23 protein-coding genes and 6 pseudogenes are annotated in these 24,835 nt (G+C 68.9%); 19 read left to right on the top strand and 10 right to left on the bottom strand.

The window, feature by feature from the left end:
• Positions 1-278 precede the first annotated feature (278 nt).
• Entirely contained in the window at positions 279-1,187 is a 909-nt protein-coding gene (locus tag ACZ6TU_RS33635) for an SDR family oxidoreductase (protein WP_467679549.1), read from the bottom strand.
• Positions 1,188-1,468: 281 nt separating this feature from the next.
• Here ACZ6TU_RS33635 and ACZ6TU_RS33630 point away from each other — a divergent pair, with 281 nt between their 5' ends.
• Entirely contained in the window at positions 1,469-1,777 is a 309-nt protein-coding gene (locus ACZ6TU_RS33630; protein WP_467679547.1) for a hypothetical protein, read from the top strand.
• Here the strand turns inward: ACZ6TU_RS33630 and ACZ6TU_RS33625 are convergent.
• The 3 genes and pseudogenes from ACZ6TU_RS33625 to ACZ6TU_RS33615 all read right to left on the bottom strand — a co-directional run bounded on the left by ACZ6TU_RS33625 (position 1,720) and on the right by ACZ6TU_RS33615 (position 3,158).
• Positions 1,720-1,992 (bottom strand): hypothetical protein, encoded by a 273-nt coding sequence (locus tag ACZ6TU_RS33625; protein WP_467679841.1) that lies wholly within the window; start codon positions 1,990-1,992, stop codon positions 1,720-1,722. The genes ACZ6TU_RS33630 and ACZ6TU_RS33625 overlap by 58 nt on opposite strands.
• A 63-nt stretch (positions 1,993-2,055) precedes the next feature.
• A pseudogene (locus ACZ6TU_RS33620) lies at positions 2,056-2,187 on the bottom strand (alkene reductase); the annotation flags it as partial.
• Positions 2,188-2,315: 128 nt separating this feature from the next.
• Positions 2,316-3,158, bottom strand: coding sequence for an alpha/beta fold hydrolase (locus tag ACZ6TU_RS33615; RefSeq protein WP_467679545.1), 843 nt, complete (start codon positions 3,156-3,158; stop codon positions 2,316-2,318).
• 350 nt (positions 3,159-3,508) lie between these two features.
• Between ACZ6TU_RS33615 and ACZ6TU_RS33610 the strand changes: the two are divergent.
• Positions 3,509-3,613 (top strand): annotated as a pseudogene (locus tag ACZ6TU_RS33610) (IS5/IS1182 family transposase); the annotation flags it as partial.
• Positions 3,614-3,659: 46 nt separating this feature from the next.
• On the opposite strand, the gene ACZ6TU_RS33605 reads toward ACZ6TU_RS33610, so the two are convergent.
• On the bottom strand, positions 3,660-4,079 hold the full coding sequence (locus tag ACZ6TU_RS33605; protein WP_467679543.1) for a hypothetical protein: 420 nt from the start codon (positions 4,077-4,079) through the stop codon (positions 3,660-3,662).
• A 464-nt stretch (positions 4,080-4,543) separates the two neighbouring features.
• Positions 4,544-5,047 (bottom strand): site-specific integrase, encoded by a 504-nt coding sequence (locus tag ACZ6TU_RS33600; protein WP_467679541.1) that lies wholly within the window; start codon positions 5,045-5,047, stop codon positions 4,544-4,546.
• A 310-nt stretch (positions 5,048-5,357) separates the two neighbouring features.
• Here ACZ6TU_RS33600 and ACZ6TU_RS33595 point away from each other — a divergent pair.
• Positions 5,358-5,507, top strand: a pseudogene (locus ACZ6TU_RS33595) (pentapeptide repeat-containing protein); the annotation flags it as partial.
• On the opposite strand, the gene ACZ6TU_RS33590 reads toward ACZ6TU_RS33595, so the two are convergent.
• On the bottom strand, positions 5,465-6,742 hold the full coding sequence (locus ACZ6TU_RS33590) for an MFS transporter (protein WP_467679539.1): 1,278 nt from the start codon (positions 6,740-6,742) through the stop codon (positions 5,465-5,467). The pseudogene ACZ6TU_RS33595 and the gene ACZ6TU_RS33590 sit on opposite strands and share 43 nt — an antisense overlap.
• A gap of 30 nt (positions 6,743-6,772) precedes the next feature.
• Positions 6,773-7,054, bottom strand: coding sequence for a hypothetical protein (locus ACZ6TU_RS33585; RefSeq protein WP_467679537.1), 282 nt, complete (start codon positions 7,052-7,054; stop codon positions 6,773-6,775).
• Between the two features lie 633 nt (positions 7,055-7,687).
• On the opposite strand from ACZ6TU_RS33585, the gene ACZ6TU_RS33580 reads away from it, so the two are divergent.
• The 6 genes and pseudogenes from ACZ6TU_RS33580 (at position 7,688) to ACZ6TU_RS33555 (ending at position 12,757) form a co-directional block, all read left to right on the top strand.
• Positions 7,688-8,905 carry an NAD(P)/FAD-dependent oxidoreductase gene (locus ACZ6TU_RS33580; protein ID WP_467679535.1) on the top strand — a complete coding sequence of 406 codons (1,218 nt, stop codon included), beginning with the start codon at positions 7,688-7,690 and terminating at the stop codon, positions 8,903-8,905.
• Between the two features lie 177 nt (positions 8,906-9,082).
• Positions 9,083-9,979, top strand: coding sequence for an RNA polymerase sigma-70 factor (locus ACZ6TU_RS33575; protein WP_469552658.1), 897 nt, complete (start codon positions 9,083-9,085; stop codon positions 9,977-9,979).
• 27 nt (positions 9,980-10,006) lie between these two features.
• Positions 10,007-11,071 carry a hypothetical protein gene (locus ACZ6TU_RS33570; RefSeq protein WP_467679532.1) on the top strand — a complete coding sequence of 355 codons (1,065 nt, stop codon included), beginning with the start codon at positions 10,007-10,009 and terminating at the stop codon, positions 11,069-11,071.
• Positions 11,072-11,494: 423 nt separating this feature from the next.
• Positions 11,495-11,641 (top strand): annotated as a pseudogene (locus ACZ6TU_RS33565) (hypothetical protein); the annotation flags it as partial.
• A gap of 79 nt (positions 11,642-11,720) precedes the next feature.
• On the top strand, positions 11,721-12,239 hold the full coding sequence (locus ACZ6TU_RS33560; protein WP_467679530.1) for a hypothetical protein: 519 nt from the start codon (positions 11,721-11,723) through the stop codon (positions 12,237-12,239).
• Positions 12,236-12,757 (top strand): DUF6262 family protein, encoded by a 522-nt coding sequence (locus tag ACZ6TU_RS33555; RefSeq protein WP_467679528.1) that lies wholly within the window; start codon positions 12,236-12,238, stop codon positions 12,755-12,757. The genes ACZ6TU_RS33560 and ACZ6TU_RS33555 overlap by 4 nt, the downstream gene beginning before the upstream one ends.
• A 103-nt stretch (positions 12,758-12,860) precedes the next feature.
• On the opposite strand, the gene ACZ6TU_RS33550 is transcribed toward ACZ6TU_RS33555, so the two are convergent.
• Positions 12,861-16,646, bottom strand: a complete 3,786-nt coding sequence (locus ACZ6TU_RS33550; RefSeq protein WP_469552655.1) for an nSTAND1 domain-containing NTPase — start codon at positions 16,644-16,646, stop codon at positions 12,861-12,863.
• Between the two features lie 250 nt (positions 16,647-16,896).
• On the opposite strand from ACZ6TU_RS33550, the gene ACZ6TU_RS33545 reads away from it, so the two are divergent.
• The 4 genes from ACZ6TU_RS33545 (at position 16,897) to ACZ6TU_RS33530 (ending at position 19,426) form a co-directional block, all read left to right on the top strand.
• Positions 16,897-17,427 (top strand): hypothetical protein, encoded by a 531-nt coding sequence (locus tag ACZ6TU_RS33545; protein WP_469552653.1) that lies wholly within the window; start codon positions 16,897-16,899, stop codon positions 17,425-17,427.
• Between the two features lie 380 nt (positions 17,428-17,807).
• A complete protein-coding gene (locus ACZ6TU_RS33540; protein ID WP_467679522.1) occupies positions 17,808-18,215 on the top strand; it encodes a peptidoglycan-binding domain-containing protein in 408 nt (135 codons plus the stop codon).
• 104 nt (positions 18,216-18,319) lie between these two features.
• Complete coding sequence (locus ACZ6TU_RS33535; RefSeq protein ID WP_467679520.1) at positions 18,320-18,442, top strand: hypothetical protein; 123 nt, start codon at positions 18,320-18,322, stop codon at positions 18,440-18,442.
• Between the two features lie 84 nt (positions 18,443-18,526).
• Positions 18,527-19,426, top strand: coding sequence for an aminoglycoside phosphotransferase family protein (locus ACZ6TU_RS33530; RefSeq protein ID WP_467679518.1), 900 nt, complete (start codon positions 18,527-18,529; stop codon positions 19,424-19,426).
• A 349-nt stretch (positions 19,427-19,775) separates the two neighbouring features.
• On the opposite strand, the gene ACZ6TU_RS33525 is transcribed toward ACZ6TU_RS33530, so the two are convergent.
• Complete coding sequence (locus ACZ6TU_RS33525) at positions 19,776-20,237, bottom strand: MarR family winged helix-turn-helix transcriptional regulator (RefSeq protein ID WP_467679516.1); 462 nt, start codon at positions 20,235-20,237, stop codon at positions 19,776-19,778.
• Positions 20,238-20,330: 93 nt separating this feature from the next.
• Between ACZ6TU_RS33525 and ACZ6TU_RS33520 the strand changes: the two genes are divergently transcribed.
• The 6 genes and pseudogenes from ACZ6TU_RS33520 (at position 20,331) to ACZ6TU_RS33495 (ending at position 24,758) form a co-directional block, all read left to right on the top strand.
• The gene (locus ACZ6TU_RS33520; protein ID WP_467679515.1) at positions 20,331-20,624 is read left to right on the top strand and encodes an antibiotic biosynthesis monooxygenase; all 294 of its coding nucleotides are present in this window, start codon (positions 20,331-20,333) and stop codon (positions 20,622-20,624) included.
• 11 nt (positions 20,625-20,635) lie between these two features.
• Positions 20,636-21,745, top strand: coding sequence for a serine hydrolase domain-containing protein (locus ACZ6TU_RS33515; RefSeq protein ID WP_467679513.1), 1,110 nt, complete (start codon positions 20,636-20,638; stop codon positions 21,743-21,745).
• Positions 21,746-21,820: 75 nt separating this feature from the next.
• A pseudogene (locus tag ACZ6TU_RS33510) lies at positions 21,821-22,671 on the top strand (IS5 family transposase).
• A gap of 151 nt (positions 22,672-22,822) precedes the next feature.
• Positions 22,823-23,556: pseudogene (locus ACZ6TU_RS33505) on the top strand (IS5 family transposase); the annotation flags it as partial.
• Positions 23,557-23,789: 233 nt separating this feature from the next.
• A complete protein-coding gene (locus ACZ6TU_RS33500) occupies positions 23,790-24,362 on the top strand; it encodes a GNAT family N-acetyltransferase (RefSeq protein WP_467679512.1) in 573 nt (190 codons plus the stop codon).
• A 252-nt stretch (positions 24,363-24,614) separates the two neighbouring features.
• Entirely contained in the window at positions 24,615-24,758 is a 144-nt protein-coding gene (locus ACZ6TU_RS33495; protein WP_467679510.1) for a hypothetical protein, read from the top strand.
• The last annotated feature ends 77 nt before the right edge of the window (positions 24,759-24,835 follow it).

Raw genomic sequence — 24,835 nt, 5'->3', positions numbered from 1 at the left:
CAGCGAGGTGGTCGCCGCAGCACCTCTCGATCTTCCGTCGACATCCGGCGAATCGTTCAGTCAGTTGCGGACATCTGATCGTCAATGGGGGACACTCGGCGAAGCCCCGCCATCGCAGGACTTCGGGCCCCCTCGTCCCGGCTGGGGGAGCCCTGAGCATGCGCCCCGTCACCCGTTCGGCTCGGCCGGAAATGGTTGTGGAGTGGTTCGACCAGAAGGGATAGGCCCGAGGCGTCCTGGGCAGGCCGCCGGGCGGCGAGGGATGGGATGCGCGCCGGTCACCGGTGCTGCGCCGTGCCCAGCTCGTCGGTGTACCGGCGGAGGGTGTCATCGGCCGTGGGGACGGGGCCGAACAGCTGCTCCTGGCGGCGGGGGTCGGCGACGTAGCGTCCGGTGTCGAACCAGCCGAACATCGCGGCCATGTCCTTGACCAGGGGCATGAAGCCGCCGGCGACGGTTCCTGCGGCGCGGACGACGGCGGAGGGGACGGCCCACACCTTGATCTTCTTTCCGGCCCGGCTGCCCATCAGGTCGGCCATCTCGCGCATGCTGACCGGACGGTCCCAGCCGATGTCGATGCGCTCACCGTTGTCGGCCTCGGCGTCGACGGCGGCCGCCAGGTACGCCGCGAGATCGGAGGTGTGGACGAAGGTCAGCGGGACGGTGGCCTTGGCCATCCAGATCAGGCGGCCCTTGTCGAGCGGGTTGCCCGCCATGGTTGCGATCTGGTCGAGGAAGGCACCCGGGCGCAGGGCGACGAAGGGGACGCCGAGCTGTTCGAGCTTGTCCTCGGCGACCTTCTTGTGCCAGAAGTGCGGGACTTGGGGTGTCTGGTCGCTGGTGAGGATGCTGGTCAGGACGAACCGCCGGATGCCGGTGCGGTGGGCGGCCTCGGCGAGGTTGGCGTTGCCGACGGTGTCGATGTCATGGGCGTTCTTGCCGCCGCGGGTGTAGCCGGCGGCGGTGGTGATGACGGCGTCGGCGCCGTTCATGGCGGCGACGAGCGAGTCGAGGTCGAGCATGTCGCCGCGGGCGATCTCGACACCCCGGCTTTCGAGCCTGCTCGCGTCGGTGGTCGGCCGGACCAGGGCGCGGACGTTCTTGCCACGCTTGAGCAGTTCGTCGACGACCTTGCCGCCGAGGGAGCCGGTCGCGCCGACGACGAGGACGGGGGAGGTGGTGGTCATGGGGGTCTCACTTTCCATCAGGTCAGTGGTGGGGGATTGGGTGGGCGGGGCAGGGGTGGCCGGGTACGTGGGTGCCGTCGGCCCGGGGCGCTCAAGGGGCGGGCCTGTGGTGGGCGGGTGCGCGGCGCGGGTCAACGCCGGCCCGCAGGAGCTTGCGGGGGCCGACGGTGGACGGGACGCGGGTGATGCGGCCGTCCTCGATGTGGAGCCTGGCTGGCGACGGGGAAGGGCTCGACATCCCCGTGGGAGGGGTGTTGCCCTTTCCCCCGGGCGAGTTCCGCTTGCCTGCACCGGGACAGCTCGCGCTTGCCCCTGACGCTGAGGCCCCGCTCAGCCCGTTCGCCCTGACGTACCGGAGTGAGCGGGGCGGCGCGCCATATCCGGCCGAACACGACCGGCGCGTCATGGTCGTCCACCTCACCGACAAGGGCCGGGCGATGCGCGAGCCCCTGGCGGCCATGTGGCGGGCCCTGGAGGAGACCTCCGCACAGGACCTGTCGGCGCAGCAGGCGGAGTCCTTCGTCCGCACCGCCTACGCCATCGCCGACGCGCTCAACAGCCGCGCGCTACCGCGGGAAGAGTCTGAGTAACTCCCTTCGGCTTGCACCCCGGTTTCGGAAAGAGCCCGGTGAGCCGAGCCGGCGGCCAGGCCGACGCTTTCGAGAAGCTCGGACTGGGTCTGGCCGTCCCGGTCCAGGAGTTGCATCAGGAGCAGTTCCTGTCCGGGATGCAGGTCCATCTCGCGGAGCATGGCGGCGGCGGAGGCGCGGTGAGCGCGCGCGAGCTGGAAGATCGCGTAGCTCATCGGTCCTGCCGGCAGTCGTGGGGATGTGGGGTTCGGGGGTGGGCATGGTTCGGTTCCTGAGACCGTGTGGGTGGGGTAGTCGGTGTAGCCGGCCGCTCCGCCGCCGTAGAAGGTCGCCGGGTCGGGGGTGTTCAGCGGCGCACCGGCGCGGAGCCGCTCGACGAGGTCCGGGTTGGCGGTCAGGACGAGCTTGCCCGCACGTGCCCGGCGTCGCTGACCTGCTGGGCCGTGGCCGCCTGCTCGAGCGGGGATAGGCAGTGGCGCTGGTGACGAGCTTGCCGGCTCTGGGAGCTTGCGACTCGAGCCGCTCACTGGGTGGGGAGTCAGCCGAAGAACTTTTCCAGTTCAGCTACCAGGGCCTCCGGCTGTTCCTCCGCGACGAAGTGGCCGCTGTCCTCGATGCCGCTGTAGCGGATGTCGTTGGCCTTGCCTTCCATCATTGGCCGCATGAAGTCGGCGCCCTGATGGGCGATAGCCAAGGCGGGCATCTCCAGCGGGGGATATGAGTCGTTCTCGGCCACATCCTGGTGGAAGGTGTGGAATACGCCGAAGCCCGCGGTCAGCGCCTCGGGTGTGTCGTAGGCCTGGGCGTAGATGGCCCGGCTCTCCTCGCTGATCCGTTCCGGGTGGAGCGCGAGGTGTTCGGCCGACCAGTCGATCACGTGCCGAAACCGCCCCGCGAGAAGTTTGGCGGGCAGTCCCTCGACCTGGCTCAACGGGTATATCCACAGGTTCAGATCACCGGGCCTGGGGAACGGCTTGGCGAAGTCCTGGAACATCTGCGAGAAGGGTGCGCCTTCCCACAGGGCGAGCTTCTTGGTGGCCTGCGGATAGTTGGCGGCGAAGCTGTAGGCGACCATCGCACCGATGTCACCACCGGCAATGTTCACCTCCTCGTGGCCCAGGCCGCGGACCAGTTCGTAGACGTCCTTGGCCATGTTCTTCTTGTCGTAGCCGCTCTCGGGCTTGTCCGACTCTCCCTGACCGCGGTAGTCCACGGCGATGACGCGGAAGTGTTTGGCCAAGGGGGTCATGATCTTGTGGAGGCCGTGCCAGGTGCGCGGAAACCCGTCCATGAGGACCAGTGGCTCGCCTTCGCCGCCGATGACGTAGTGGAGCCGGGTGCCGTTCACGTCGGCATAACGGTCTTCGAATCCTTCAAGCATGTGTGGCTCCTGATCGGGCTGATCATTTCTGTGGTGGGAGCTCCCGCTGTGCGGGGCGGCGCATGCGGGAGGGGTGCCACCGAACTTCAACCGTTGATGCGTCAACACCCCTCCCGCCTGTTCAAGGCTTGGCGCACGAGAGGCAGGGCTTGGTGAGGTTCGTTTGTCGGTGGCGTGTCCGGTCGCGGGGCTGTGCCATTGACCGGTGTGTGACACCTGAAGTCCGGTGCGGACTGGAGGACTTCGCGACGATGTGTTCGAGCCGCTCGCACGGGCGAATCAGCGTCGGCGGGGCGGGGGTGCACCTGCGGGGCCTACTGCTGGACGGGCAGTGGAAAGAGGTGGAGCACCCGCTCGCGGTGTCGCTGACCGGAGGAAACCGCAACGGCGCCACGCAGTTGCTGCCGCTGCTGGACAAGGTCCCGGCCGTGGCCGGCGCCGTCGGCCGCCCCAGAATCACCCACCGCCACGTCCAACGCCTGGCTCCGTGAGATGACTTTGTCAGGACCTCTTGAGCCAGCGTTGCAGCGCCTCGGGCACGTTCGTTGGATGCGAGCTGAAGCTCAGCCGGATGTCGGGCTGGAGGTCGATGAGCACGTTGACGATCCGTTCGAACAGGACGGTGTACTCCGGGACATTCCTGATGCCGCCGCCGATGAGCACCACCCCGAAAAAATGCCCGTCGAACAGCCGGCGCAGCTCGGCCTCAGCCTCGTCGGGGTCCAGGCTGACATAGCCCTCCTCGCCGTCGATGCCTGTGGCCTGGAGCGCAGCCCAGCTGCGCTTCCTCATGGCGAGCAGCTCCTCGAGCGTCGCAACACCCGGCGGAAAATCGTCCGGCGAAAGCGCATCAGGGGTGATGCCGAGGGTCAGCACGCGTTGATTGATCGGAGGCTTCACTTGAGAGTTCTCGTGGGACATGGGGTCGCTCCTCCACGGTCAATATGGCCCCCTCTGATGGCACACCCATGGGGTCTCCTCAGTTCTGCGGGGGAAGTCCAAGAGAAAATGTGGCTGGCCACATGATTAACGTAGCAGTAATCGCGTGGCTAGCCAAGTATTCGCGGATGCGGGGGCGGAGGTGGCCGCCTCGGCTCACTTCGGGGTGCTCCGACCGCTTGCGTGGCCGACCGCGTAAACCTACGCGGCGAGCGCCCGGGTGCCCGTACCGCAGATCACCCAGAATCGTGTCATCACCGTGGGCAGGAACAAGGGCCAGTGCCCCTCGGTGGCCGCTCGACTCACTCGCCGAGGCCGCAGGCACGCGAGTGGAGTGCGCAGTTCGTGCCGACGGACAGCCTGACCGCTGCCCAAGTACCCGCACCGTAGGACTGTCGGGCCGTGCTCAACCACCGCAACGTCCCAAGTCGGAGTGCCCAAGTACCTCACACTCCTACTCGTGCTGTGCAGGACGTGATCGGGTCGGGCTGCCTACGGTGTGGGCGCGCGGCGTGGATGTACTTCATGGCGGTGCGGGGAGAGAGGCGGATGAGGTGGAGCGGGTCGTCGGTCTGCTGGGCCTCGTCCAGGATGCGGTCCACGCGCAGGCAGCCGGCCTGGTGGCCGTGAGCGCGCAGGGGCTTGTGGATCGCCTGGAGTGACACCGGTGGCTGAGTGTCGTCGGCGGCGGTATGGGCGGTGACCAGCAGATAGGGACTGGTGGTGGCGGGCCAGCGCCGGTGGCGTTCCGCCAGCCACTGCCGTGCCAGGCGGTAGGTGAGTTCGTCCAGGTAGACAGTGTGGACGGGCTTGCCGGTGCGGCGCACGAGGAGAGTGGCGCGGCTGTGATCGAGGTCGTCCAGCAGCAGATGGCGCTGGTCGTGGGTGCTCAGGTCGTGCACGGCGGCGAGAACGAAGCTGAGCCGGTCGCGGGCGGATTCGCGCAGCACAGCAGCACGCTGCAGGCAACTGGTCAAGCTCGCGGAGAGCCAGACAGGGCCGGATCGCGGCGCCTGGCGGAGGCATCGCTGAAGGTGGCCCTGTATGCGACGAGGAACAGCATTCGTCAGCAGTTCGGGAGGCGCCGCAGCGGTCGGCAGGTCTCGGTTGCTCAGAGAACGGACAGCAGGCGCCCGGCTTTGGGAGGGACGGCTCGCCATGCGTCCGCCAGCTGCTCAGGAGCCTGCGATAGCCCCAAGATCATGGCCCAGGCCGTGCCGCCGCCGGGTGTCACGGTGTGGATGGCTTCCTGTTTGGGCCGGGGCGGCGGATTTCTACTACGGCGAGGTGGAGATGCGCCGCCACGACCGCACCGGCGCCACCCGCGCCGAACGCGGACTGCTGCACGGCTACTGGATGCTGTCCGGCTATGGCCTGCCCGCTTCCCGAGGCCTGGGCCGGCTCGCTGCCGATCCTTCCCTTCTCTCCGCGGATTTCGCGCTGTCGCGCATCGAAACGGTCTCGCTGATGTCGCCCGGCGGCGGCGTGAAGTACCAGCGAGCGGTGAGGAGGATCGGAATTCCCATCACACTGGCCACGATCATTGCCGCGGCCGAGACGGACGTGCCCGCGAGCCATGCGCCGAAGGCGCTCCCCAGGAACATGCAGGCATCGCCCACGGGGATCAAGGCGGCGTAGTAGTAGCCCATGACGGAGCGCGGGATCCGGACCTGGACCTCGGCGTAGTACAGGACGTAGCCGGCCGACTCCATGATCCCGATGGTGAGCATCACGGCCATCGCGGCGAAGAAGTTCGGCAGCCACGGCAGGGACAGCCACCCCCCTGCCTCGATCAGCATGGCGGCGACGTAGAGGGTGCCCGTGCTCCTCTGCTTGAAGTGCCCTATGAGCAGGCTTCCGCACAGACCGCCCACGCCCATCGCGGCCAGCATCCAGCCGTAGAACCCGGATATGTCGGAGTAGTGCTGCGTGCCCATGACGACCAGCATCATCCGGCCGAGTGTCACGGCCAGGAGATAGCTGAACGAGGTGAGGGTCGCGCCGCGGATGAACGCGTCGGCTGAGATGACGCGTAAGAGCGCCCGGGTGCTGGTGATGTACGCCGTCCTGAGCACCCTGCGGTCCATGGCGCCCGTGGACTCGGCTTCCTCGCCTGCGGTCGGCGGCAAGGGTGGGACCCGGAGCATCATGACCGCCGCGACGAGTGCGGTCGCTGCCTCGATGAGGAAGGCGATCCACAGCGGCCAGCCGATGGCGATGATGACGCCGACCAGCGGGGGACCGGAGAGGGTGGACACCCGCTGAGCGGCCATGAGCAGGCCGTTGCCGCGCCGCTCCTCGCCGTCGCTCACCACCGCGGGACGCAGGACGAGCCGGGCCGGGCCCGCGAGCATCGCGGCGAGGCCGATGCCGAGCGTGAGGATCTGGACCTGCCACAGTGCCCCGCACACCGGGATGAGCGCGGCGAACAGTGCGGAGAGGAGCGAGCTGATCATGGCGATATGGCGTGGATCCCGCCTGGCCAGGAGCCTGCCCACGATCGGCCCGGCGACAATGCTGGGAACCAGCCTGATGGCCAGGGTCAGGCCCGCGGCCAAAGTGGTTCCGTAGTCGCGGATCAGGAGCAGGGGAAGTGCGACCGCGGTCATGCTCGTTCCCAGGTCGACAGTGAAGATGCTGACCATCAACGGGATAAGGCCCGGTTTCCGCACGCGTCAACGCTCCATGCCCAGACTGCCGTCCACGGGGAGGATGGCCTTGGTGACGAACCCCGCTCCGCGGTGCGGTGGAGTGTCCGCGATGATCTCGTCCTGTCGTTTCTGGGTGGGCCCCTTCATCATGTCCGTCGGTAAGAACTCCGGCGCGACGGGATTCACCGGGATGCTCCGAGGGCCCGACTCCCTTGCGAGGGGATGGGTGAGGCCGACGGTGCGCGCCGCCTGGCGGAGGGCGAAGACCGACAGGAACGAGTTGATCCGCTGTAGTTCTGATGGCATGGGGGAAGCGTAGGAAGCCGTGGACCACGGCCGCCTACGAATTACCCCGGCTTCCCGGGACCTTCAGGCCGCTTCCGCTTCGGCATCAACCGCCCTCAAAAGACACCGCGCCGTGGCGACATGCTCCGACAAACTCGCGGTCCGCTACGAAGCGACCGTCCGGTAACCCGCCGGTAGCTTTCAGGGCTTCGTCACCGCAGTCTTCTTCGTTTGGCGCGGCGCGGTCGTGGTTTTGCCGAGGTGCCCGTACGCCATCGACCTCGGCACGCCGAACATGTCGCGATCTGATGGACGGTCTTCTCCCGCTCGTCGTAGAGCCGTTGGGCGAGTGCGGCCTGGTCCGCGGTGAGCTTCGGCCGGTGCCTGCCGATCCGGCCGCGGGCCCGTGTGGAGGTGAGTGCGGACTTCGCGTGCCGAGCCCACACCCGTGGAGTGATCTGCCTCACAGGCTGTCACAGCGATCGGTCGCGCGGTGTCTTGAGGCCGAACCCCTCGAGACAGAGGAGACAACATGACCGAGAGGATCGAGGCGGTCGTGATCGGCAGCGGATACGCAGGTGTCAGTTCCCGTCAGCAATCGGGGCGCCGTTCCACTCAACTCACCGGAAGCAAGCGAGCCGACAGGAGCAACTCATGAAGCACAGCATCGTCGTCCTCGGCGCCGGCTACGCCGGGGCCTACGTGGCCGGGAACCTGGCCCGTCGGCTGTCCCCGGCGGACACCGAGATCACCGTGGTCAACGCCGTGCCGGACTTCGTCCAGCGGCTGCGGCTGAACCAGCTGGCGGCCGGCCGGGACATCGAGGCTCCGCAGCTCGCCGATGTCTTCGCGGGCACGGGGATCCGGCTGCGCGTGGCCCGTGTCACCGCCGTCGACCCCGAGCGCCAGGTCGTCGCCGTGGCCGACGCCGACGGCGGCGACCTCGGCTACGACACGCTTGTGTACGCGCTCGGCAGCCACGGCGACGACCACGGCGTCCCCGGCGTGGCCGAGCACGCCTTCGACGTCGCCGCCAGGCCCTCGGCGCTGCGTCTGCGCGAGCGCCTGGACGGCCTGGGCGGGCGGGGCGGGCGGGGCGGAGGCGGGAGTGTGGTGGTCGTCGGCGACGGGTTGACCGGCATCGAGACCGCCACCGAGATCGCCGAAGCCCGGCCCGGCCTGTCGGTGGCGCTGATCGCCCGAGGTGAGCTGGGCGCCCGGCTCTCCGCCGGAGCCCGCGGCCACCTGCGCCAGGCGTGCGACCGATTGGGCATCACCGTCCTGGAGCACACCAGCGTCGAAGCCGTCGAAGCAACGCGGGTGCTGTGCGCCGACGGCACCGCCCTGGCCTCCGACGCAACCGTGTGGACGGCCGGGTTCGCGGTCAACCCCATCGCCGCCGCCTGCGGACTGGAGGTCACCGGGAACGGCCGGATCGTCGTCGACCGCACCATGCGGTCGGTCTCGCACCCGAACGTCTACGCCATCGGCGACAGTGTCCATGCCCTCGGCGACAACGGCCGTCCGCTGCCGATGTCCTGCGGCTCGGCCGGCTATACCGGCCGACAGGCCATCGAGGCGATCGTGGGACGCCTGACCGGCCGCAAGATCGCGAACGTCAAGCTGGTCTACCTGTACAACGCCATCAGCCTCGGGCGGCGAGACGGGCTCTGGCAGTCGGTCGACGACGAAGGGCAGGCAAAGCCGAAGTACATGGGCGGACGGAAGGCCGCGGGGATCAAGGCGGCCATCGAAAAGGGGGCGCTGTGGGGCACCTCGCACCCGACCTTCGGCCTGCCCAAGCGCAAGCGCCGCCTGGCCGCCGCGCCGGATCCGTCCATCGATAAGACGGTCCGCTCCGTCCATCGATAAGACGGTCCGCCCTCTGGAAAACGGAGGAGCCGTCCATAGCTGAGAACACCGATGTCATCGTGCGCGCCTGGCCCAAGGGACAGCACCGCCGGCAACTGCCGCAGCCAAGAAACGGCGGGGCGTCGGCCACGCGGGGCGGGCAGCCTGACCTGGCATTCGAGCGAGAGAGACCGAGATATGACCGACCACACCACCGACCTATCGACCGAAGCGTTCGTCGCCCACCGCAACCTGCTGTTCACCGTCGCCTACGAGATGCTCGGATCGGCGGCCGACGCCGAAGACGTCCTCCAGGAGACCTGGCTACGCTGGGTCAGGGCCGACCTGGGACAGGTGAGCGACCAGCGGGCATACCTCGTGCGGATCACAACCCGGCAGGCGCTCAACCGGCTGCGCACCATGAAGCGCCGCCGTGAGGCATACGTCGGCCAATGGCTGCCCGAACCGCTGATCACCACGCCGGACGTGGCCGAGGACATCGAACTCGCCGAGAGCATGTCGATGGCGATGATGCTCGTCCTCGAAAGCCTTTCCCCGACCGAGCGGGCGGTGTTCGTACTGCGCGAGGTCTTCGAGGTCGGCTACGACGAGATCGCCGAGGCTGTCGGCAAGAGCCCCGATGCCGTCCGCCAGATCGCGCACCGCGCCCGCCGGCACGTCGGCGCTCGCCGCCCCCGCAGAACGGCCTCCCTGAGCGAGACCCGGGCGGCCCTGGAGTCCTTCCAGCGCGCCATCGAGACCGGGAACCCGCAGGACCTCCTCGACGTACTCGCCCCCGACGTCGTTCTGCTCAGCGACGGCGGCGGCTTCAAGAGGGCCGCGCTGCATCCGGTCATCGGCGCCGAGAAGATCGTCCGTTTCTACCTCGGCGGCTCCGCCAAAGTCGAGGCCACCATCACCTGGGAGCCCACCGTGGTCAACGGCAGCCCCGCACTCGCCGTATATGTGGGCGGCCAGCTCGACGGCGTCATGGCTGTTCGTGTCGAGGACGCCCGCATCACCGGGCTCTACTTCATCCGCAACCCCGAGAAGCTGACCCACGTCACTACCGAGACCCCGCTCACCCTGCGCTGACGCCGTCGGCTTCGACTGAGGAGAGGCATGGATACTCCGGTCCCGCGCGCAACCGGCATACGGCCGTCGCCCTGGCCGACGGTGGCCAGGGCGGTCGCTCTGCTCACGTTGATCATCAGTGTGCTGCTCACGGCCTTTACCTGGCCGTCGGTGCGGTCGTACGTACACGATGTGCCGATCGCGGTCGCCGGGCCGGCCGCCGCAGTCGAGCAGGTCAGCGCCGCCCTCGACCAACGTCTGCCGGACGGCTTCGCGATCACCGAGGTCGCCGGCACCGCAGCCGCCGAACAGTTGATACGCGACCGGGAGGTGTACGGGGCGATCGACGTCAGCTCCGGCACCCCGCAGGTCATCACCGCCTCGGCCGCCGGCGCGGCGGTCGCCCAGACCCTGCAGAGCGTCGCGATCGGGCTCAGCCAGGCGCAGGGACACGGCACCAGTGGGACGTCCCCCATACGCGACCTCGTCACCCCGCCGGCCGACGACCCCCGCGGCGCCGGCCTGGCCGCCGGAGCCCTGCCCCTGGTCATGGGCAGCCTCCTGGCCGCGCTGCTGCTGACCAGACTCGTCCGCGGCACTGCACGCCGAGTCACAGGGGCGCTCGCCTTCGCGATCACCGCCGGCCTGGCCGTGACAGCGATCCTGCAGTTCTGGCTCGGCTCCCTGGGTGGCTCCTATCCTGCCAACTCCGGTGCCATCGCACTGACCATGGCGGCCACCTCTCTGAGCATCATCGGGCTGCAGTCACTGCTCGGCTACGCCGGATTCGGCCTCGGCGCCGTCGTCATGATGCTCATCGGCAATCCCCTGTCAGGCAATTCGACCGCACCCGAGATGCTGCCCGGCTGGTCCGGCACGCTCGGCCAACTGCTGCCGCCCGGGGCAGGTGGCCAGTTGCTGCGCTCCACGGCCTTCTTCGACGGCCACGGAGCGACTCACCCAGTCATCGTCCTGGTGACCTGGCTCGCGCTCGGTGCAGTGCTGTGTCTGGCCAGCAGCCTGCGCGCGCGCCGTGCCACCACCGTCGCGGCGGGACTTCTGAGAACTCCCGCATCACCGGCCTCTGGCACGACCGCAACTCGCAGAAGCTGACCCGACGCTGAGATGCTGCCGGGGTCGGCGTGACCACGACGCTGACCGTGAGCCGGACCACCGCGCCGACCACGGCTCGGCCGTGCCGCGTCCAGCCCCGACCACGGCTGGTCACCCGCGGCGCGCCTCCCGTTCTACGGAGAGGCCGGCCGCGTACCGCCGCCGGGAGCGCTACCTGGAGCCGTCCGGAGGGACGGGGCAGGAGATCACCGGCGGGCGCGGCGAAGGAGGAGGAACGAGTGCGCAGCTTCGAGTCGGGACAGACGGTGGTACGGCGCGACGTGCACCGCTCCGGCCGCGTGTGGAGCGAGCACGCTCTGCGCGTCGTCGGCGACACGAGCGAGGCTCTGGTGGCGGCCTGTCCGCCGGGAGCCGAGACCCGCTGGCCCGCCCTGTACGTCAAGGGCCGTGCGGACGGCGACCATGCGGTGCGCACCGAGGCGTTCGACGCGATGGCCGGTGGCATGTGGGAAGATGATCCCCTTCGACAAAACAAAGCTCTTTCCCTACGCCTACCGGCACACATACGCCCAGCGCCATGCGGATGCCGGGGTCCCGGTCGATGCCCTCAGAGATTTGATGGATCACCGCCAGCTCGCCACCACCCAGCGCTATTACCGCGTCAGCGAAAGACGGAAACGCGAAGCAGTTGAGCGAGTCACCGCAATGCAATTCGACCGACACGGGGAATCGTATCTGGCGGCAGGCGAAGTTTGTCCTCGAATCGGAGCATGCCCGTCGCGCAGTCGGCGAGACCCAGGTTCCCTACGGCGTCTGCACCGAGCCGGCCAACGTTGCAGCCGGCGGACACGCCTGCCCGGTGCGCTTCCGCTGCGTCGGCTGCGGCCACTTCCGCACCGACGTGTCCTACCTGCCAGACCTCGAGGCGTACTTGGCCGACCTACTCCGCAACCGTGAGCGACTCGCCGCATTCGCCACTGCGGACGACTGGGCCAAGAGCGAAGCGATGCCCTCAGACCAGGAGATCACTCGCCTCCGGCGTCTGATCAAGCGTGTCCGCGAAGACCTCGACAGCCTCACAGAAGAAGACCGCGCCGAGATCCAACAGGCCGTGAGCATCATCCGCCGTTCCCGGCAGACCGTCTCCCTCGGCATGCCACGAGTCGGCCAGCCCCTGCCCGACTTCCGTCTCGAGAGGCCCGCATGACATCCACCAAGATCGACGGAAAACGAGCCGATTCCGTCCGGCGTCGCGAGCGTGTGATCAAGGCGCTCGACTCAGCCCTGAGAGCCAGCGACGACATTACGGTTTCCGGACTGGCCAGGGCCGCCCGAGTCGATCGCACCTTCCTCTACCGGCACCGCGACCTTCTCGAACGCGTCCATGCAGCGGCGACCATGCCGGTTGACGGGAGCCGACAGGCCGCCGTCAGTCGCGCCTCACTCCAAGCCGACCTCGCCAACGCGCTCGCCAGGAACACGCGTCTGGCGGCTCGTGTTCGCCAGCTCGAGAAGCGCCTCTCCGAGCAGCTGGGTGAGAGCGCCTGGAGCGAATCGGGCATGGGGGCTTCAACCGACCTTGATCAGCTTCAGCGGCGGGTCGTCATGCTTGAGCAGGAACTAGCGAATGAACAGGGTGAACTCAGCGAGAAAGTAGAGGAGTTGGAGGCTGCGCGGGCCGCCAACCGAGAGCTCACCCGTGCCCTCAACCATGCCCCCAGATGAAGACGCGCGCTCCGCTTCCGACGTCTATCAGCTGGCGCGCGGCGCCGGATCCCCTCGCCCGCTGCCCGGGACTGTCCATTGGCTCTCTGCGCCAGACGTCGGGTCAGCAGGTCATGCGGTACGGGATGTCGGGGAGGTACGTCTTCCAGTCCCCCGGGGAGAGGCCGGAGCCGGCCCGGGTGCAGGCCTGGCGGACCAGACGTTCGGGGGCGATCTCGTAGCGCTGGAGCCGTACGTTCTTGCCCGTGGTGTAGAGCGTGTCGCCGTCCTCGGTAAAGGCAACGGAGAGGATGGGATCGCCCGGTGTGGGGAGGGCGGAGCCCAGGAGGCTGCGGGAGGCCGTGTCCCAGAGTTGGAGGGTGCCGGAGAGGCCGGCGACCGCAAGGGTGCGGCCGTCTGGTGAGAAGGCCAGCGCGGTGACGTTGCTGTCGGCCTCGGGGAACGGAGCCCCGGTGTAGGTGCCGGCGAGCACGTCGTGGCGGGTGTGTACGTCGCCGTCCCAGAGGGTCACGCGCCCTCCGCTGTCCGAGGCCGCGAGATACGCGCCGTCGGCGCTGAAGGCGAGCGTCTCGGTCTGGTCCTCGGTCAGCGTGCGCTGGACCACTCGGCCCGAGCGCGGATCGGCGACCGCACCACTCATGTCCACGACCTTGCCCATGTCGGGGCGTACGACCATGCCCAGTCCGCTGATGCCGGTCATGGACCTGGCCTTCCTGACCTGGCACTGCTCGCGCAGGTCCCACACCTCGGTCACTGCCCGCGGCAGCTCACGAGCGACGAGGAGCGTGTCGCCGTCCGGGCTGAGAGCGATGCCGAAGATGTCGGAGAAGCCCTCCTCCTGGGGGCGGATGTCGACGGTCGCGTGTGCGCGGCCGGCCCTCACGTCCCACACGATGATCCGCTGTCGTCCCGCGCGGACGCCGGAGGAGTCTTCTCCGACCCTGCCGACCGCGACGTAGCGGCTGTTCGCGCTCCAGACCACCATGTCGTAGCAGTCGATGTCCTCCGGGTCGGACGGATCGAGCACGTCGGCGGCGCACGGGTCGACGGGCGGGGTGGCCAGGGCCCGGCCGCTGCGGGTGTCCTGCAACCGCAGCCGTGTCGTTCCGCCGAGCGGGGATTGGAAGAGGGCGAGGGTGCGGCCGTCCGGAGCCAACTGCGACAGGGGATAGTCGTTGTCGGTGTCGTGCCAGCGTGTGGTCACCGCGGGCCCCAGGCTCACTGTTCGCACCGTCGTGCTGTACTCGGTTCGGTAGCGCAGGGTACGCGTCGGCAGGTCGAACTCGAACTCCTCGGGCTGTTCGTTGACGAGGACGTGGCGGTACACGGGGGTGTCGGGAACCGAGAGCCGCCACACCAGGATGTGTCCGTCGACCACGGCCGCGAGGAACCTGCCGTCCGGGCTGAACCGCAGCCAGTACGGCGAGCCCGCCGCGAGGCGGGGGAGCTCGCGGCCGGAGCGGAGGTCCCAGCGGCGGATACCCGTATCGGTCGCCATGGCCAGTGAGCGGCTGTCGGGCGAGAAGGCGAAGTCCTGGGCGTGGCAGGCGTCACGGCCGAGTGCGGCCAGGCGGGGCAGATCCAGTTTCCGCCGCTCGGCGATGTCCCAGACCTCCGGCGGACGGTCGTCGCTGCAGGCGTACAGCAGACGGTCGTCCGGGCTGATCGCCGTCTCCCCCGTGGTCATGGCATCGTCGAATCCCAAGTCCACTGTGATGCGGAGCCGGTGATTGCGCACATCCCAGACGCGCAGGCGGTGCGACGTGCCGATGTCATCCGCCACCAGGGTGCGGCCGCTGGGACCGAAACGCACCTCTGACAGCGATTCGCCGTCCAGGCGCCACGCGATCCGCTCCGCCCGTATGTCCCACAGCAGTACCCCCTTCTCCTGCACGAGCGCGAGCGTGCGGCCGTCCGGGGACAACTCCACGGTGTCGGTCCACTCGTCGATCCCCTCACCCTCGTGGAGCAGTTCGCCGAGCCCTCGGTAAGTGTGGGTGAGGCGGCGGGTACGCAGGTCCCAGGTACGGATGCTGTCGGGATACACGGCGAGCAGGGTGTGCCCGTCGGCGGCCAGCCGCTGCTTGATGGGCTGGGAGGCGGTGTCGGGGAAGGAGAACCTGTCCTCCTGTTGCTGGGTCGTCGCCCCCAGCAACGCCGACCGTGTCTCCGTGGTCTCGGCCAACCGCCAGGCGGCGACGCTCAGTTGCATGGCCCGCACGGGATCTGCGAACCGGACGCTGTCCGCCACCGCGGCGATCCGGCGTGCCTCCGCCTCCGTATGGCGCCGATCGCTCGTCCGTGACTGCTGCCATGCGGTGATGCCCGCGATGAGGACGAGGACGAGGAGAGCGGCGAGGCCGGTGAGCAGGCCGCGCTTGCGACGGAGTTCGCCTGCATGCGTGGTGCGGCTCGCGGTGAGGAAGGCCCGTTCCAGAGGGGTGAGGACCTGTTCCTCGTCGAGGTGTTCCTCCGCCGTCGCCAGCCGCGTCCCCCGGTACAGTGCCCCCGCGTCCCGGTCCAATTCGTCCCAGGCGTGTGCCGCCTCGGTCAGCCGGCGGTGGGTGCGCAGGCGTTCGCGGGCCTCGTCTATCCAGCCGGACAGGCGGGGCCAGGCGGTGATCAGGGCCTCGTGGGCCAGGTCGACGGTGTCGTTGTCGAGGGTGAGGAGACGGGCCTGGGCGAGGCGGTCGAGGACCACGGTGACCTCGTCGGCGGGCGCGAACCCCAGTTCGGCGCGGTCGACGGGGCGCCGGGTGTCCTGGGAGCCCTCGCCGGGGGCGATCAGCCGCAGCAGGATCAGCCGTGCGAGCTCCGCGTGGTCGGGGGAGAGGCGGGTGTAGATCTCCTCGGCGGTCTGCGCGATCGCGTCGTGCACACCGCCCGCCGCCTCGTATGCCTCCATGGTGAGCGCCCGGCCGCGGCGGCGCCGCCAGGTCTCCCGCAGGGCGTGCGAGAGCAGTGGCAGTCCGCCCGGTTCGCCGTGCGCCTCCTCTACCAGGCGGGCGGTCAGCTCGCGCTCGACGATCAGTCCGGCCGACTGCGCGGGCCTGACGACGGCCTCGCGAAGCTCGGCCGGGCTCATCGGTCCCACTAGCAGGTTGGCCTCACGCAGGGCGTCGGCGAGCTCGCGGTGCTCGGCGCAGCGTCCGTAGAAGTCGGCGCGTACGCCGAGGACGACGCGCAGCCGACTTGCGGGCTCGGCGGCGGCCAGCAGGCGGGCAAGGAAGCCCGTCCGCTCGCCGGTGTCGCGGCAGAGGGTGAAGACCTCCTCGAACTGGTCCACGACCAGCCAGGTGTCCCCCTCGCCCGGGGCTGGTGCGCACACGGTGTCGTGGGTGCGCAGCGGATGCTCGCCCGGAGTGAGGATCCGCACCGCCGTCGGCCGCTGCGGTCCGTCGAGGCTGCGCAGGCGGGGAATCAGCCCCGCCCGCAGCAGGGATGACTTGCCGCTACCGGACGGCCCGAAGACCGCAAACACGCGGTGCTCTGTCACCGCGCGGGCCAGCGCATCGGTCATCTCGTCGCGGCCGAAGAAGAGATCCGCATCGCCCACGTCGAACCGGGCCAGGCCACGGTAGGGGGAAGGGACGGTCTCGTCCGCCACGAGGTCGGCGGCCTGGGCCTGTTCTGTGACTGCCTCGCGCCAGCGCCGCTCCCACGCCTTCTCATCGCCGCCGCACGCCCGCACATAGGCCAAGGCCACCGGCAGGGAGGGCAGTTGCTCTCCTTTGGCCGCTCTCGACAGGGTGGTGACCGAGACCTCCACCTGCCGGGCCATCTGCCGGTAGGTGATGCCGCCCGCTTCCTGACGCAGCTTGCGCAACTCGAACGCAAACCGCTGAACCGGCCCCCGCCCCGGATCGAGGGCCGCCTCCGGACGCCCCATATCGCTTCCTCCCCCGTACCGCCTCCGTGACCAGCAGCGGCGTCTCATCCCAACACGCGCCCCACCACCGTGAAAGACACCATCTCGCCAACCCACGCCTGTGATCTGCTTTGTTTCACGCCGGGGACACGGCTGCGCAACAACCCCAAACCCAGTGGACTCGATGCCGAACCACCCGAACGGCACGCCCCCGGGATCCGGGAGCCTGTGGCCGTGGGCACAAGCCGTGCCCGTGAGTCGAAGGAGAGGTATGGGGTACATGCACAAGCACGCCGCGATGGGCGTCACCGCAGCAGCCCTAGGGGCGGCTACGCTCCTCGGGCCGGCGAGCCCGACCATGGCAAGCACCCAGCCTGGCAACGCCGCGGGCCAGGCTGCACGGCAGGACATCACGGCGCAGAAGGCAGCCTCAGCCCAAGCCATCCGCCACTGGTACAAGACCAATGAGTACAGGGACTGGGACCACTGGCGGTCCGTGGACTTGGAACGGGCGGGGGTATGGGGAGACGTCACGATCAGCTGGTCCGGCTACGAGGTGGAGCTCCATGGCCGGGCCGCCGGCAGCCGTTCGCGCAGCGCCGAGATCGAGGTCCGGTACCAGTACCGCATCAAGTACAGCGGCGATCCCTGGAAGACGACCTACCGCGACTTCGTCTCCGCCCCGCGAAACGGCCAGAACACAAAGAAGGTCTGGTCCAACTACGAGGTCGAGATCCGCTACGCCAACGTCCGCATCTGTGGCATCGGCAGCGGCTCCTCCCACTGCAGCGCCTGGAAATAGGCATGGCACACGGGGCCCGGTCGTCTTCGAGCGGGAACCGCAGCCGACGCGGGGCCGAGGCTGCGCCGCCGGTGCGGGGGTCCGCTGAAGCCGCCGACGGTCGCTACCCAAAGGTGTCCCTGAGTTACTGGTGGCACGATCGGGGCGAATGGCACTGGGCGGAGAAGACGTTCATCAGCGCGACGGGCGGCGCAGGCACGATCAAGTCCAACGCCCAGCACTCCCACGTCGACGTCAAGTGGTTGAAGGTGGAGTTCTGCAACGTCGGAAGTACGACAGGTTCTGCAGCGACTGGAAGTAGCAAGATATCGCTCATCGATCGAGGGGCCGGTGTGGTCCGTCCGCGAGGGCGCCAAACTTCACGTACAGGGGGAATTTCCATGCACGTTCGCACCAAGGCCGCCGGCTTACTCACGGCGGGTGCCCTGCTCTCCGGCCTGTTCGCCGGCGCCACGAGCGCGTCCGCGGCCCCGGCCGGTGCCACGGCCCAGGAGGCGTCCGTCTCGGCCGCCGCGGCGAGGTGCCAGGTCAGGGACTTCATCGGCTGGTACTGCGGCTACGAGGTCTCCAACCCGTACAGCGACCGAGGGGACCGGGGCGACAAGGTACGAGAGATCCAGGCGCTGCTGAGGTTCCACGGCGTGTCCATCGGATCGTCGGGCGTCGACGGCATCTTCGGCGCCGACACCGAGAGCGCCGTGAAGACCTTCCAGGGCCGTAAGGGCATCGCCCGGGACGGCAAGGTCGGCCCGAACACCTGGTACTACCTCCGCACGCCGGGCGCCTGACCGGGGAAAGCGGGCCCGGGGTGTGACCCGGATACGCGTCAAAGGGGCAATGAGTTGATCCTGAAGCCCTGACAGGACGTCTCACAGCGAGACACCCAGGCCCGGTGGCGGGCCTGGGTGTCTCGCTGTGGAACCTCGACGCTCTTCTGTGCGACTGGGTCGGGATCGGGCTCGGCTTCGAGAAGCTGGCGCGGGTATCCGCCCAGCGGATGACGCCCAGCCGATAAATCCGGTCGACAGGCGAGCCCGCGGCGCACTGTGATGGCTCCGACTGCCCGTCGCACGGAGGGGGCCGACCGCAGGAGCTGCTCTTGGCAACCGAGAGAACCGCGGACATCTATCCGGCGATCGATGTGGCACTGGTCAGGCGCCTGGTCGATGCGCAGTTCCCACAGTGGGCCGAGCTGCCTTTGGAACTGCTCGACCCGGCTGGCTCGGACCATGTGATCTACCGGCTGGGCGAGGAGCTGTCCGTCCGGATGCCCCGCCATGCCGGGGCCGTTGGGCAGGCCAAGAAGGAGTCCGAATGGCTGCCCCGGCTCGCTCCGCACCTGCCGCTGTCCATCCCAGTACCGGTGGGGGTGGGCGAGCCCGCCTTCGGCTGTCCGTGGCCGTGGGCGGTGTCTCGCTGGCTGGACGGAGAGGTGGCGACCGTCGAGGCGTTGGCCGACTCGTCCGTGGCCGCCGTCGAGCTGGCGGAGTTCCTGACCGCCCTTCAGCAGTTCGCGCCCAAGGACATCCTGGATGGGGACGTCCGCGAGGACCTCACCGGTCGGCCACTGGCCGACCGGGACCGCGCGACGCGGGCCGCTATCACGGAGGTCGACGGGGTGTTCGACACCGTGGCCATGACTGACCTGTGGGACGCGGCGCTGGGCGCCCCCGGATGGGATCGCCCTCCGGTCTGGTTCCACGGCGACTTCCACACCGGCAACCTGCTGATCCTCGACGGCCGCCTCAGCGCGGTCATCGACTTCGGCGGGCTCGGCATCGGCGACCCGGCCTGCGACCTGACCATTGCCTTCACCTTGATGTCGGCCGGGAGCCGGGCTGCCTTCCGGGCCGCGCTCGGGGTGGACGACGCCACCTGGACCCGGGGGCGCGGCTGGGCCTTGACCACCGCTCTGAACGCCTACACCTCCTACGCTGCCGTCAACCCCCGCGTCGCCGCGCAGACCACCCGACAGATCACCGAGGCCCTCATCGGCTGACCACGACGGGGACCTCCCGTCGGCGGCCAGCCCAGCCCAGCGCCAACCCGAGCCTCCTCGCCTTCAGCCCGACCGCAGATCAGCCGGAGGAGATGAGAGCGCTTCAGGAATCCCGACGTTACGTCACCCGGCAGCAAGACACCCGGAAGGAAGTACCCCCTGGCCACAGTGGCCGAGGCTCAGCGGGGCTCAGGACAACTCACGGGGTGTCGCACATAGGAGATGCTTGCGCCACTCCATCGAGGGATAGCGCAACACCTGTTGCGATGGCTACGGTCGTCCATATCGGCGCTGAGATTGAACGATGCGAGCCTGCGGGCGGACCTTGATGCGCCGCGCGGGCAGCGCCCTACGGGATGGTCCGCCAAGCGCGTTGGCGGTCGGTGATTTCGCGGAAGAGACGCTTGAACTCCGTGTAGGCGTCGGAGCCGACGGCCTTGGTGTGCCGGCGCTCGATGGCAGCCAGGATTGCGTCGGAGCGAGTCATCTGGTCCAGGCCGCGCTCGGTCGGTACGACGAGCTTGGCCCGGCGGTCGGCTGGGTCGGGGCGTCGTTCGACGTAGCCGAGGGCCTCAAGCTCGTCGATGAGCTTGCCGACGACTTGCTTGTGTTGCCCGGACCGGCGGGCCAGGTCGGTGGCGCGGCTGCCTTCGGCATCCAGGTAGGCGAGCACCACGCCGTGTTGCGGGCGCAGATGGGGGTGGTCCTGCTCGGCGAGGGTGGCGAACAGCTCGTCCTGGACGGCGAAGAGCAGCTTGCCGGTGAGCACGCCGAGGTCGGGATCCGTCCGCTTGCGTTCACTGCGCCTCATGATGCCTCCCATTGGTCACTAAAGATGATAGTCACCTATCTTGATTATCGTCAAAGGTGACTGTACGGTCGTTGGGGAGATGAGGGGGACAAGATGACAGCGACCGTGGAACTGACCCGTTTCCGGGTGGTGTCCGAGAAAACCCAGGCCATGCTGGCCGCCCGCGCCGGGATGGTGGCGGACTTCAGTGCTGACCGAGAGGGATTTCTGGGCGCTGAACTGGTGCGGTTGCCGGGTGACGAGTGGCTCGACATTGTCCGCTGGCGTTCGCCGGAGGACCTCGCCGCTTCCCGATCCAGGGGCGCCAATACGCCGGGCATCGCGGCCTTCTTCGTGACGCTCGGCGACCTGGTCAGCGACGAGCGGGGGACCGTGGCCGACCAATGACAACGACACGGATGACACCTGTGCACGGGATCACCGCCGACGGCTTTGAGAACGTGCGGGACGAGTTCGCCGCCGTCCTGCCGGCGGACCAGGGCGCCCAGCTCACGGTGTACTGGCACGGCCGCCAGGTTGTGGATCTGTGGGCGGGCGAGGGGGTGACCGGCGACTCGCTCCTCGCCCTGTACTCGTCTGCCAAGGGTGCGGCCCACCTGGTCGTTGCGCTGCTGGTGCAGGAAGGCGTGCTGGACCTCGACCGCACTGTTGCCGGTTACTGGCCGGAGTTCGCCGCCGAGGGCAAGGGTGAACTGACCCTGCGCGAGCTGCTGGCGCACCGGTCCGGCGTGATCGGGGTGGACGGCGGGTTCACCCTCGACGAGCTGGCCGACGACCGGGCACTCGCGGAACGGCTCGCGGGCCAGCGCCCGTTCTGGCGGCCCGGCGACGCGTACGGGTACCACGCCTGGGTGATCGGCGCGCTCTCGGGCGAGGTGGTGCGCAGGGCGACCGGACTGTCGATCCAGGAGTTGTACGAGGAGCGGATCCGCGCACCGCACGGGCTGGACTTCTACCTCGGCCTGCCCTCTTCGCTCGAACCGCGGTACGTCCCCGTGCGACCGGCACACGGCCCCCAGGTGATGCCGAACCCGGACAGCCTCGCCGGGATCGCCTTCAACCAGCATGCTGCCCAGCCGGCCGACTTGGTGACGTTCGCCAACACGCGACGGGCCAGGGCCCTCGGTCCCGCCTCGTCGGGAGGGGTGGGCAACGCGCGTGGCCTGGCCCGGATGTACGCGGCGGCCATCGGCGAGGTGGCCGGGCAGCCGCCGCTACTCGAGCCGGGAACCGTCGCCGAGTTCACCACGGCCCGCTGGACGGGCACCGACTTGGTGACCGGCGAGGAGGACCACTTCCTGCTCGGGTTCGAGGCCCAGGGCGTGCGCTACCCGGTCCTCGGGCCACGGGCGTTCGGACACAGCGGCGCGGTCGGAGCCCAGTCGTTCGCCGACCCGGATACCGGCCTCGCCTACAGCTACACCATGCGCCAGTTCGTCCCGGGCGGTGGCGGTGGCGCCCCGGAGAACCACCGCCTGATCAAGGCCGCCCTCCGCGCGATCGCTTAGAGGGCATCTGATCTATGTAGTTGGTAGTTAGGGATGGTTTTGTGACCGGTGACGATGAGGGTCGTTGCACGGTGTGTGAGTGCTCGTCGTCCGTATCGCAGTGACGTGTCCAATGCCCGGTGGGCGTTGATAGAACCGATCTTCACCACCTGGCGGGCCAGACGAACCGGGCCCGGCACTGCAGCTCGGTGCATGACCTGCGAGAGATCGTCAACGCGATTCTCTACGTCAACCGCACCGGCATTCCGTGGGAGTACCTGCCCCACGACTTCCCGCCGTACAAGACCGTCTACGACTACTACGCAAAGTGGGAAGCCGACGGTACGACCCGGTAGGTGCACGACCTCTTACGAGACAAGGCCCGCCGCGCGCACGGCCGCAGCGCGGAGCCGACCGCAGCCGTGGTCGACGCGCAGAGCGTGAAGACCTCGGCAAACGTGGCTGGGACCAGCCAGGGCATCGACGCCGGCAAGAAGATCAAAGGGTGCAAACGGCACCTGATCACGGACACGCTCGGCCTGGTGTCGGCCGTCCTCGTCACCGCCGCGTCCGTGCATGACACCGTGGGCGGCAAGCTGCTGCTCGAGGACCTGGCCACTGCCCATCCCAGCGTGTCCACGGTTTGGGCCGACGGCGGCTACCAGAGCAGCATCTTCAACCACGGGGCCGGGCTGAGCATCAATGTGGAGGTGGTGCAGCGGCCGAGGGTGAAGGGGTTCGCGCCGCTGCCGAAGCGGTGGGTGATCGAGCGGACCTTCGGCTGGCTGATGCAGCACCGCCGCCTGGTGCGGGACTACGAAGCTCTCCCGCAGAGATCCCGGGCGATGATCCACTGGGCGATGGCTAACAAAATGTCCCGCGAACTCACCGGGGAATCAGCATCAACCTGGCGAATCGAAACGGACATCCCACTCACAACGGCGTGAACATAGATCAGATGCCCTCTAAGAGGTCCTAACAAAGGCGCCGTACGTGGCGCGGTTGAGTGGGGGAGAGGGCTGGCCGGGCTGCCCGACCGGTGCGCGCAGCCCGCTGCGCGGAGTGCGCGCGGCTAGGCAGTTTCGTTTGGATCAGTCGGTGGTTGGTCCGGGTGTGCCGTTAACAGATGCGCAGTGGGCGCGGATCGAGCCGTTGCTCCCGGACCGGACGCCGAAGCGGGGTGGTCGCTGGCGGGATCACCGTGAGGTGATCGACGCGATCGTCTTCAAGTTCCAGACCGGAACGCAGTGGGTTCATCTGCCGGAGCGGTACGGCAACTGGCGAGGCGTCTACAACCGGCTGCGGATGTGGGCTGCGGATGGCACCTGGGAGCGGGTGTTCACCGCACTGATGGCCCAGGCCGATGCCGAGGAGGATCTGGCCTGGGCTGTGTCCGTGGACTCCACGATCGTGCGAGCTCACCAGCACGCGGCCGGGGCTCGCAAAAAGGGGCCTCCGTCGGCGAGCCGGCCGACCACGCCATCGGCCGCTCCCGCGGCGGACTGACCACGAAGATCCACCTCGCGGCCGACGGCAACTGCCGGCCTCTCGCATCCGTTCTCACCGCAGGACAGGCCGGCGACGCACCGGCCTTCGCCGACGTCATGGCCCGCCTGCGCGTTCCCCGTCGGAGAGGACGGCCCCGGACCAGACCGGACGTGGTCCTGGCCGACAAGGCGTACCCCTCACGGGCGATCCGCGAGCACCTGCGCAAGCGCGGCATCCGGGCAGTGATCCCCGTCCCGGCGGACCAGCGGAGCCACCGGCTGCGTCGCGGCAGCAGGGGTGGCAGGCCACCGGCCTTCGACCGCGAGACCTACAAACAACGCAACTGGCCCGGTGAAGTGGACGGCGTACCTCCATCCGTCCGGGGTCCGGTACAGGACGAGGCTGGTCGGCGTCCCGAGGGTGCGTCAGTACGGCCGCCGTTTGCTCGCCATGCCGGCACGGTACTGCGGACTCACCGCCCATGCGGCGCGTCTGGAGTCACCGGGGACGTACGCGCCCCCGACCGTCCGGATAAACGGATGGTCGGGGGCGAGCGTGACGCGGCAGGATGCTCCGCATGACATTGCCTACCCCCGAGCTGCACACCGCCCGCCTGCGACTGCGGCCGTTCACCGACGCCGACGCGGCGCCGCTCTACGCGCTGCACAGCAGCGCCCACGTGCTGCGTTACTGGGACTCCCCGCCGTGGACCGAACCGGCCCGCGCCCAGCGCTTCATCGCGACCTGCCGGACGATCGAAGAGGAAGGCACGGGAGCGCGGGTGGCCGTCGACCGCGTCTCCGACGGCGCGTTCATCGGCTGGTGCGGCCTGACCAGCTGGAACCCGGACTTCCGCAGCGCGTCCCTGGGCTACGTCTTCGACGCCGCCGCGTGGGGCCACGGCTACGCCACGGAGACCGCGCACGCCGTCCTGCGGTGGGCGTTCGACACCCTGAACCTGAACCGCGTCCAGGCCGAGACCGACACCCGCAACGTGGCGTCCGCCCGGGTCCTGGAGAAGCTCGGCTTCGTCCGCGAAGGCACCCTCCGCGAGGACTGCGTCGTCAACGGCGACGTCTCCGACTCCTGGGTCTTCGGCCTCCTCCGCCGCGAGTGGCACCCGACGGCCACGCCGACCGCCGGCCGCTAGGACCGAGACCTGCCCGCCTTTCGGTCCGCAACCCCCACCGAGGTCACCGTGGGCCGCTCCGGCGAGCTCAACGTCTTCGCTTGCCCCACCGATCCCGACCATCCGCACCGCTGGAGCATCCAGTAGCTCGTAGGGTCCGCCTGGACCGGCAACATCTCATCGGCGTGCGCGGGTGCTGTCGCTTCTCGTGAACATCGAACACGCCGCGGCCCGGATGCCTCCCGAAGCACTGAACAACTGCTGTCGAAACCGGTGAACAAAGCCACCTACGCCACCGATTGGGTGACCGTCAAAACCCGCTGGCGACTCGCGATCGACCCGGCCGAGCAGACCGTGCTCACCGAGATCCTCAGCGTTTGCCCGAACAACCCCATCGAGGTCACCCTCGCCCGCTGAAAAGGAAGGGGCCCGCCGCTACGGGGGAAAGCGGCGCGCCAACCACTCCCATGATGCCTCAGCCACACCCCACGCAA

The organism is Streptomyces sp. NPDC052064 (genome assembly GCF_055585925.1).
This window is presented reverse-complemented; position numbering and strand designations above follow the sequence as displayed.

Bases quoted from the DNA above. Each gene is read 5' to 3' on its own strand.
- ACZ6TU_RS33635 (WP_467679549.1), bottom strand. From the start codon at position 1,187: ATGACCACCACCTCCCCCGTCCTCGTCGTCGGCGCGACCGGCTCCCTC.
- ACZ6TU_RS33625 (WP_467679841.1), bottom strand. From the start codon at position 1,992: ATGAGCTACGCGATCTTCCAGCTCGCGCGCGCTCACCGCGCCTCCGCC.
- ACZ6TU_RS33615 (WP_467679545.1), bottom strand. From the start codon at position 3,158: ATGCTTGAAGGATTCGAAGACCGTTATGCCGACGTGAACGGCACCCGG.
- ACZ6TU_RS33605 (WP_467679543.1), bottom strand. From the start codon at position 4,079: ATGTCCCACGAGAACTCTCAAGTGAAGCCTCCGATCAATCAACGCGTG.
- ACZ6TU_RS33590 (WP_467679539.1), bottom strand. From the start codon at position 6,742: ATGGTCAGCATCTTCACTGTCGACCTGGGAACGAGCATGACCGCGGTC.
- ACZ6TU_RS33585 (WP_467679537.1), bottom strand. From the start codon at position 7,054: ATGCCATCAGAACTACAGCGGATCAACTCGTTCCTGTCGGTCTTCGCC.
- ACZ6TU_RS33580 (WP_467679535.1), top strand. From the start codon at position 7,688: ATGAAGCACAGCATCGTCGTCCTCGGCGCCGGCTACGCCGGGGCCTAC.
- ACZ6TU_RS33575 (WP_469552658.1), top strand. From the start codon at position 9,083: ATGACCGACCACACCACCGACCTATCGACCGAAGCGTTCGTCGCCCAC.
- ACZ6TU_RS33570 (WP_467679532.1), top strand. From the start codon at position 10,007: ATGGATACTCCGGTCCCGCGCGCAACCGGCATACGGCCGTCGCCCTGG.
- ACZ6TU_RS33555 (WP_467679528.1), top strand. From the start codon at position 12,236: ATGACATCCACCAAGATCGACGGAAAACGAGCCGATTCCGTCCGGCGT.
- ACZ6TU_RS33550 (WP_469552655.1), bottom strand. From the start codon at position 16,646: ATGGGGCGTCCGGAGGCGGCCCTCGATCCGGGGCGGGGGCCGGTTCAG.
- ACZ6TU_RS33545 (WP_469552653.1), top strand. From the start codon at position 16,897: ATGGGGTACATGCACAAGCACGCCGCGATGGGCGTCACCGCAGCAGCC.
- ACZ6TU_RS33540 (WP_467679522.1), top strand. From the start codon at position 17,808: ATGCACGTTCGCACCAAGGCCGCCGGCTTACTCACGGCGGGTGCCCTG.
- ACZ6TU_RS33525 (WP_467679516.1), bottom strand. From the start codon at position 20,237: ATGAGGCGCAGTGAACGCAAGCGGACGGATCCCGACCTCGGCGTGCTC.
- ACZ6TU_RS33520 (WP_467679515.1), top strand. From the start codon at position 20,331: ATGACAGCGACCGTGGAACTGACCCGTTTCCGGGTGGTGTCCGAGAAA.
- ACZ6TU_RS33515 (WP_467679513.1), top strand. From the start codon at position 20,636: ATGACACCTGTGCACGGGATCACCGCCGACGGCTTTGAGAACGTGCGG.
- ACZ6TU_RS33500 (WP_467679512.1), top strand. From the start codon at position 23,790: ATGACATTGCCTACCCCCGAGCTGCACACCGCCCGCCTGCGACTGCGG.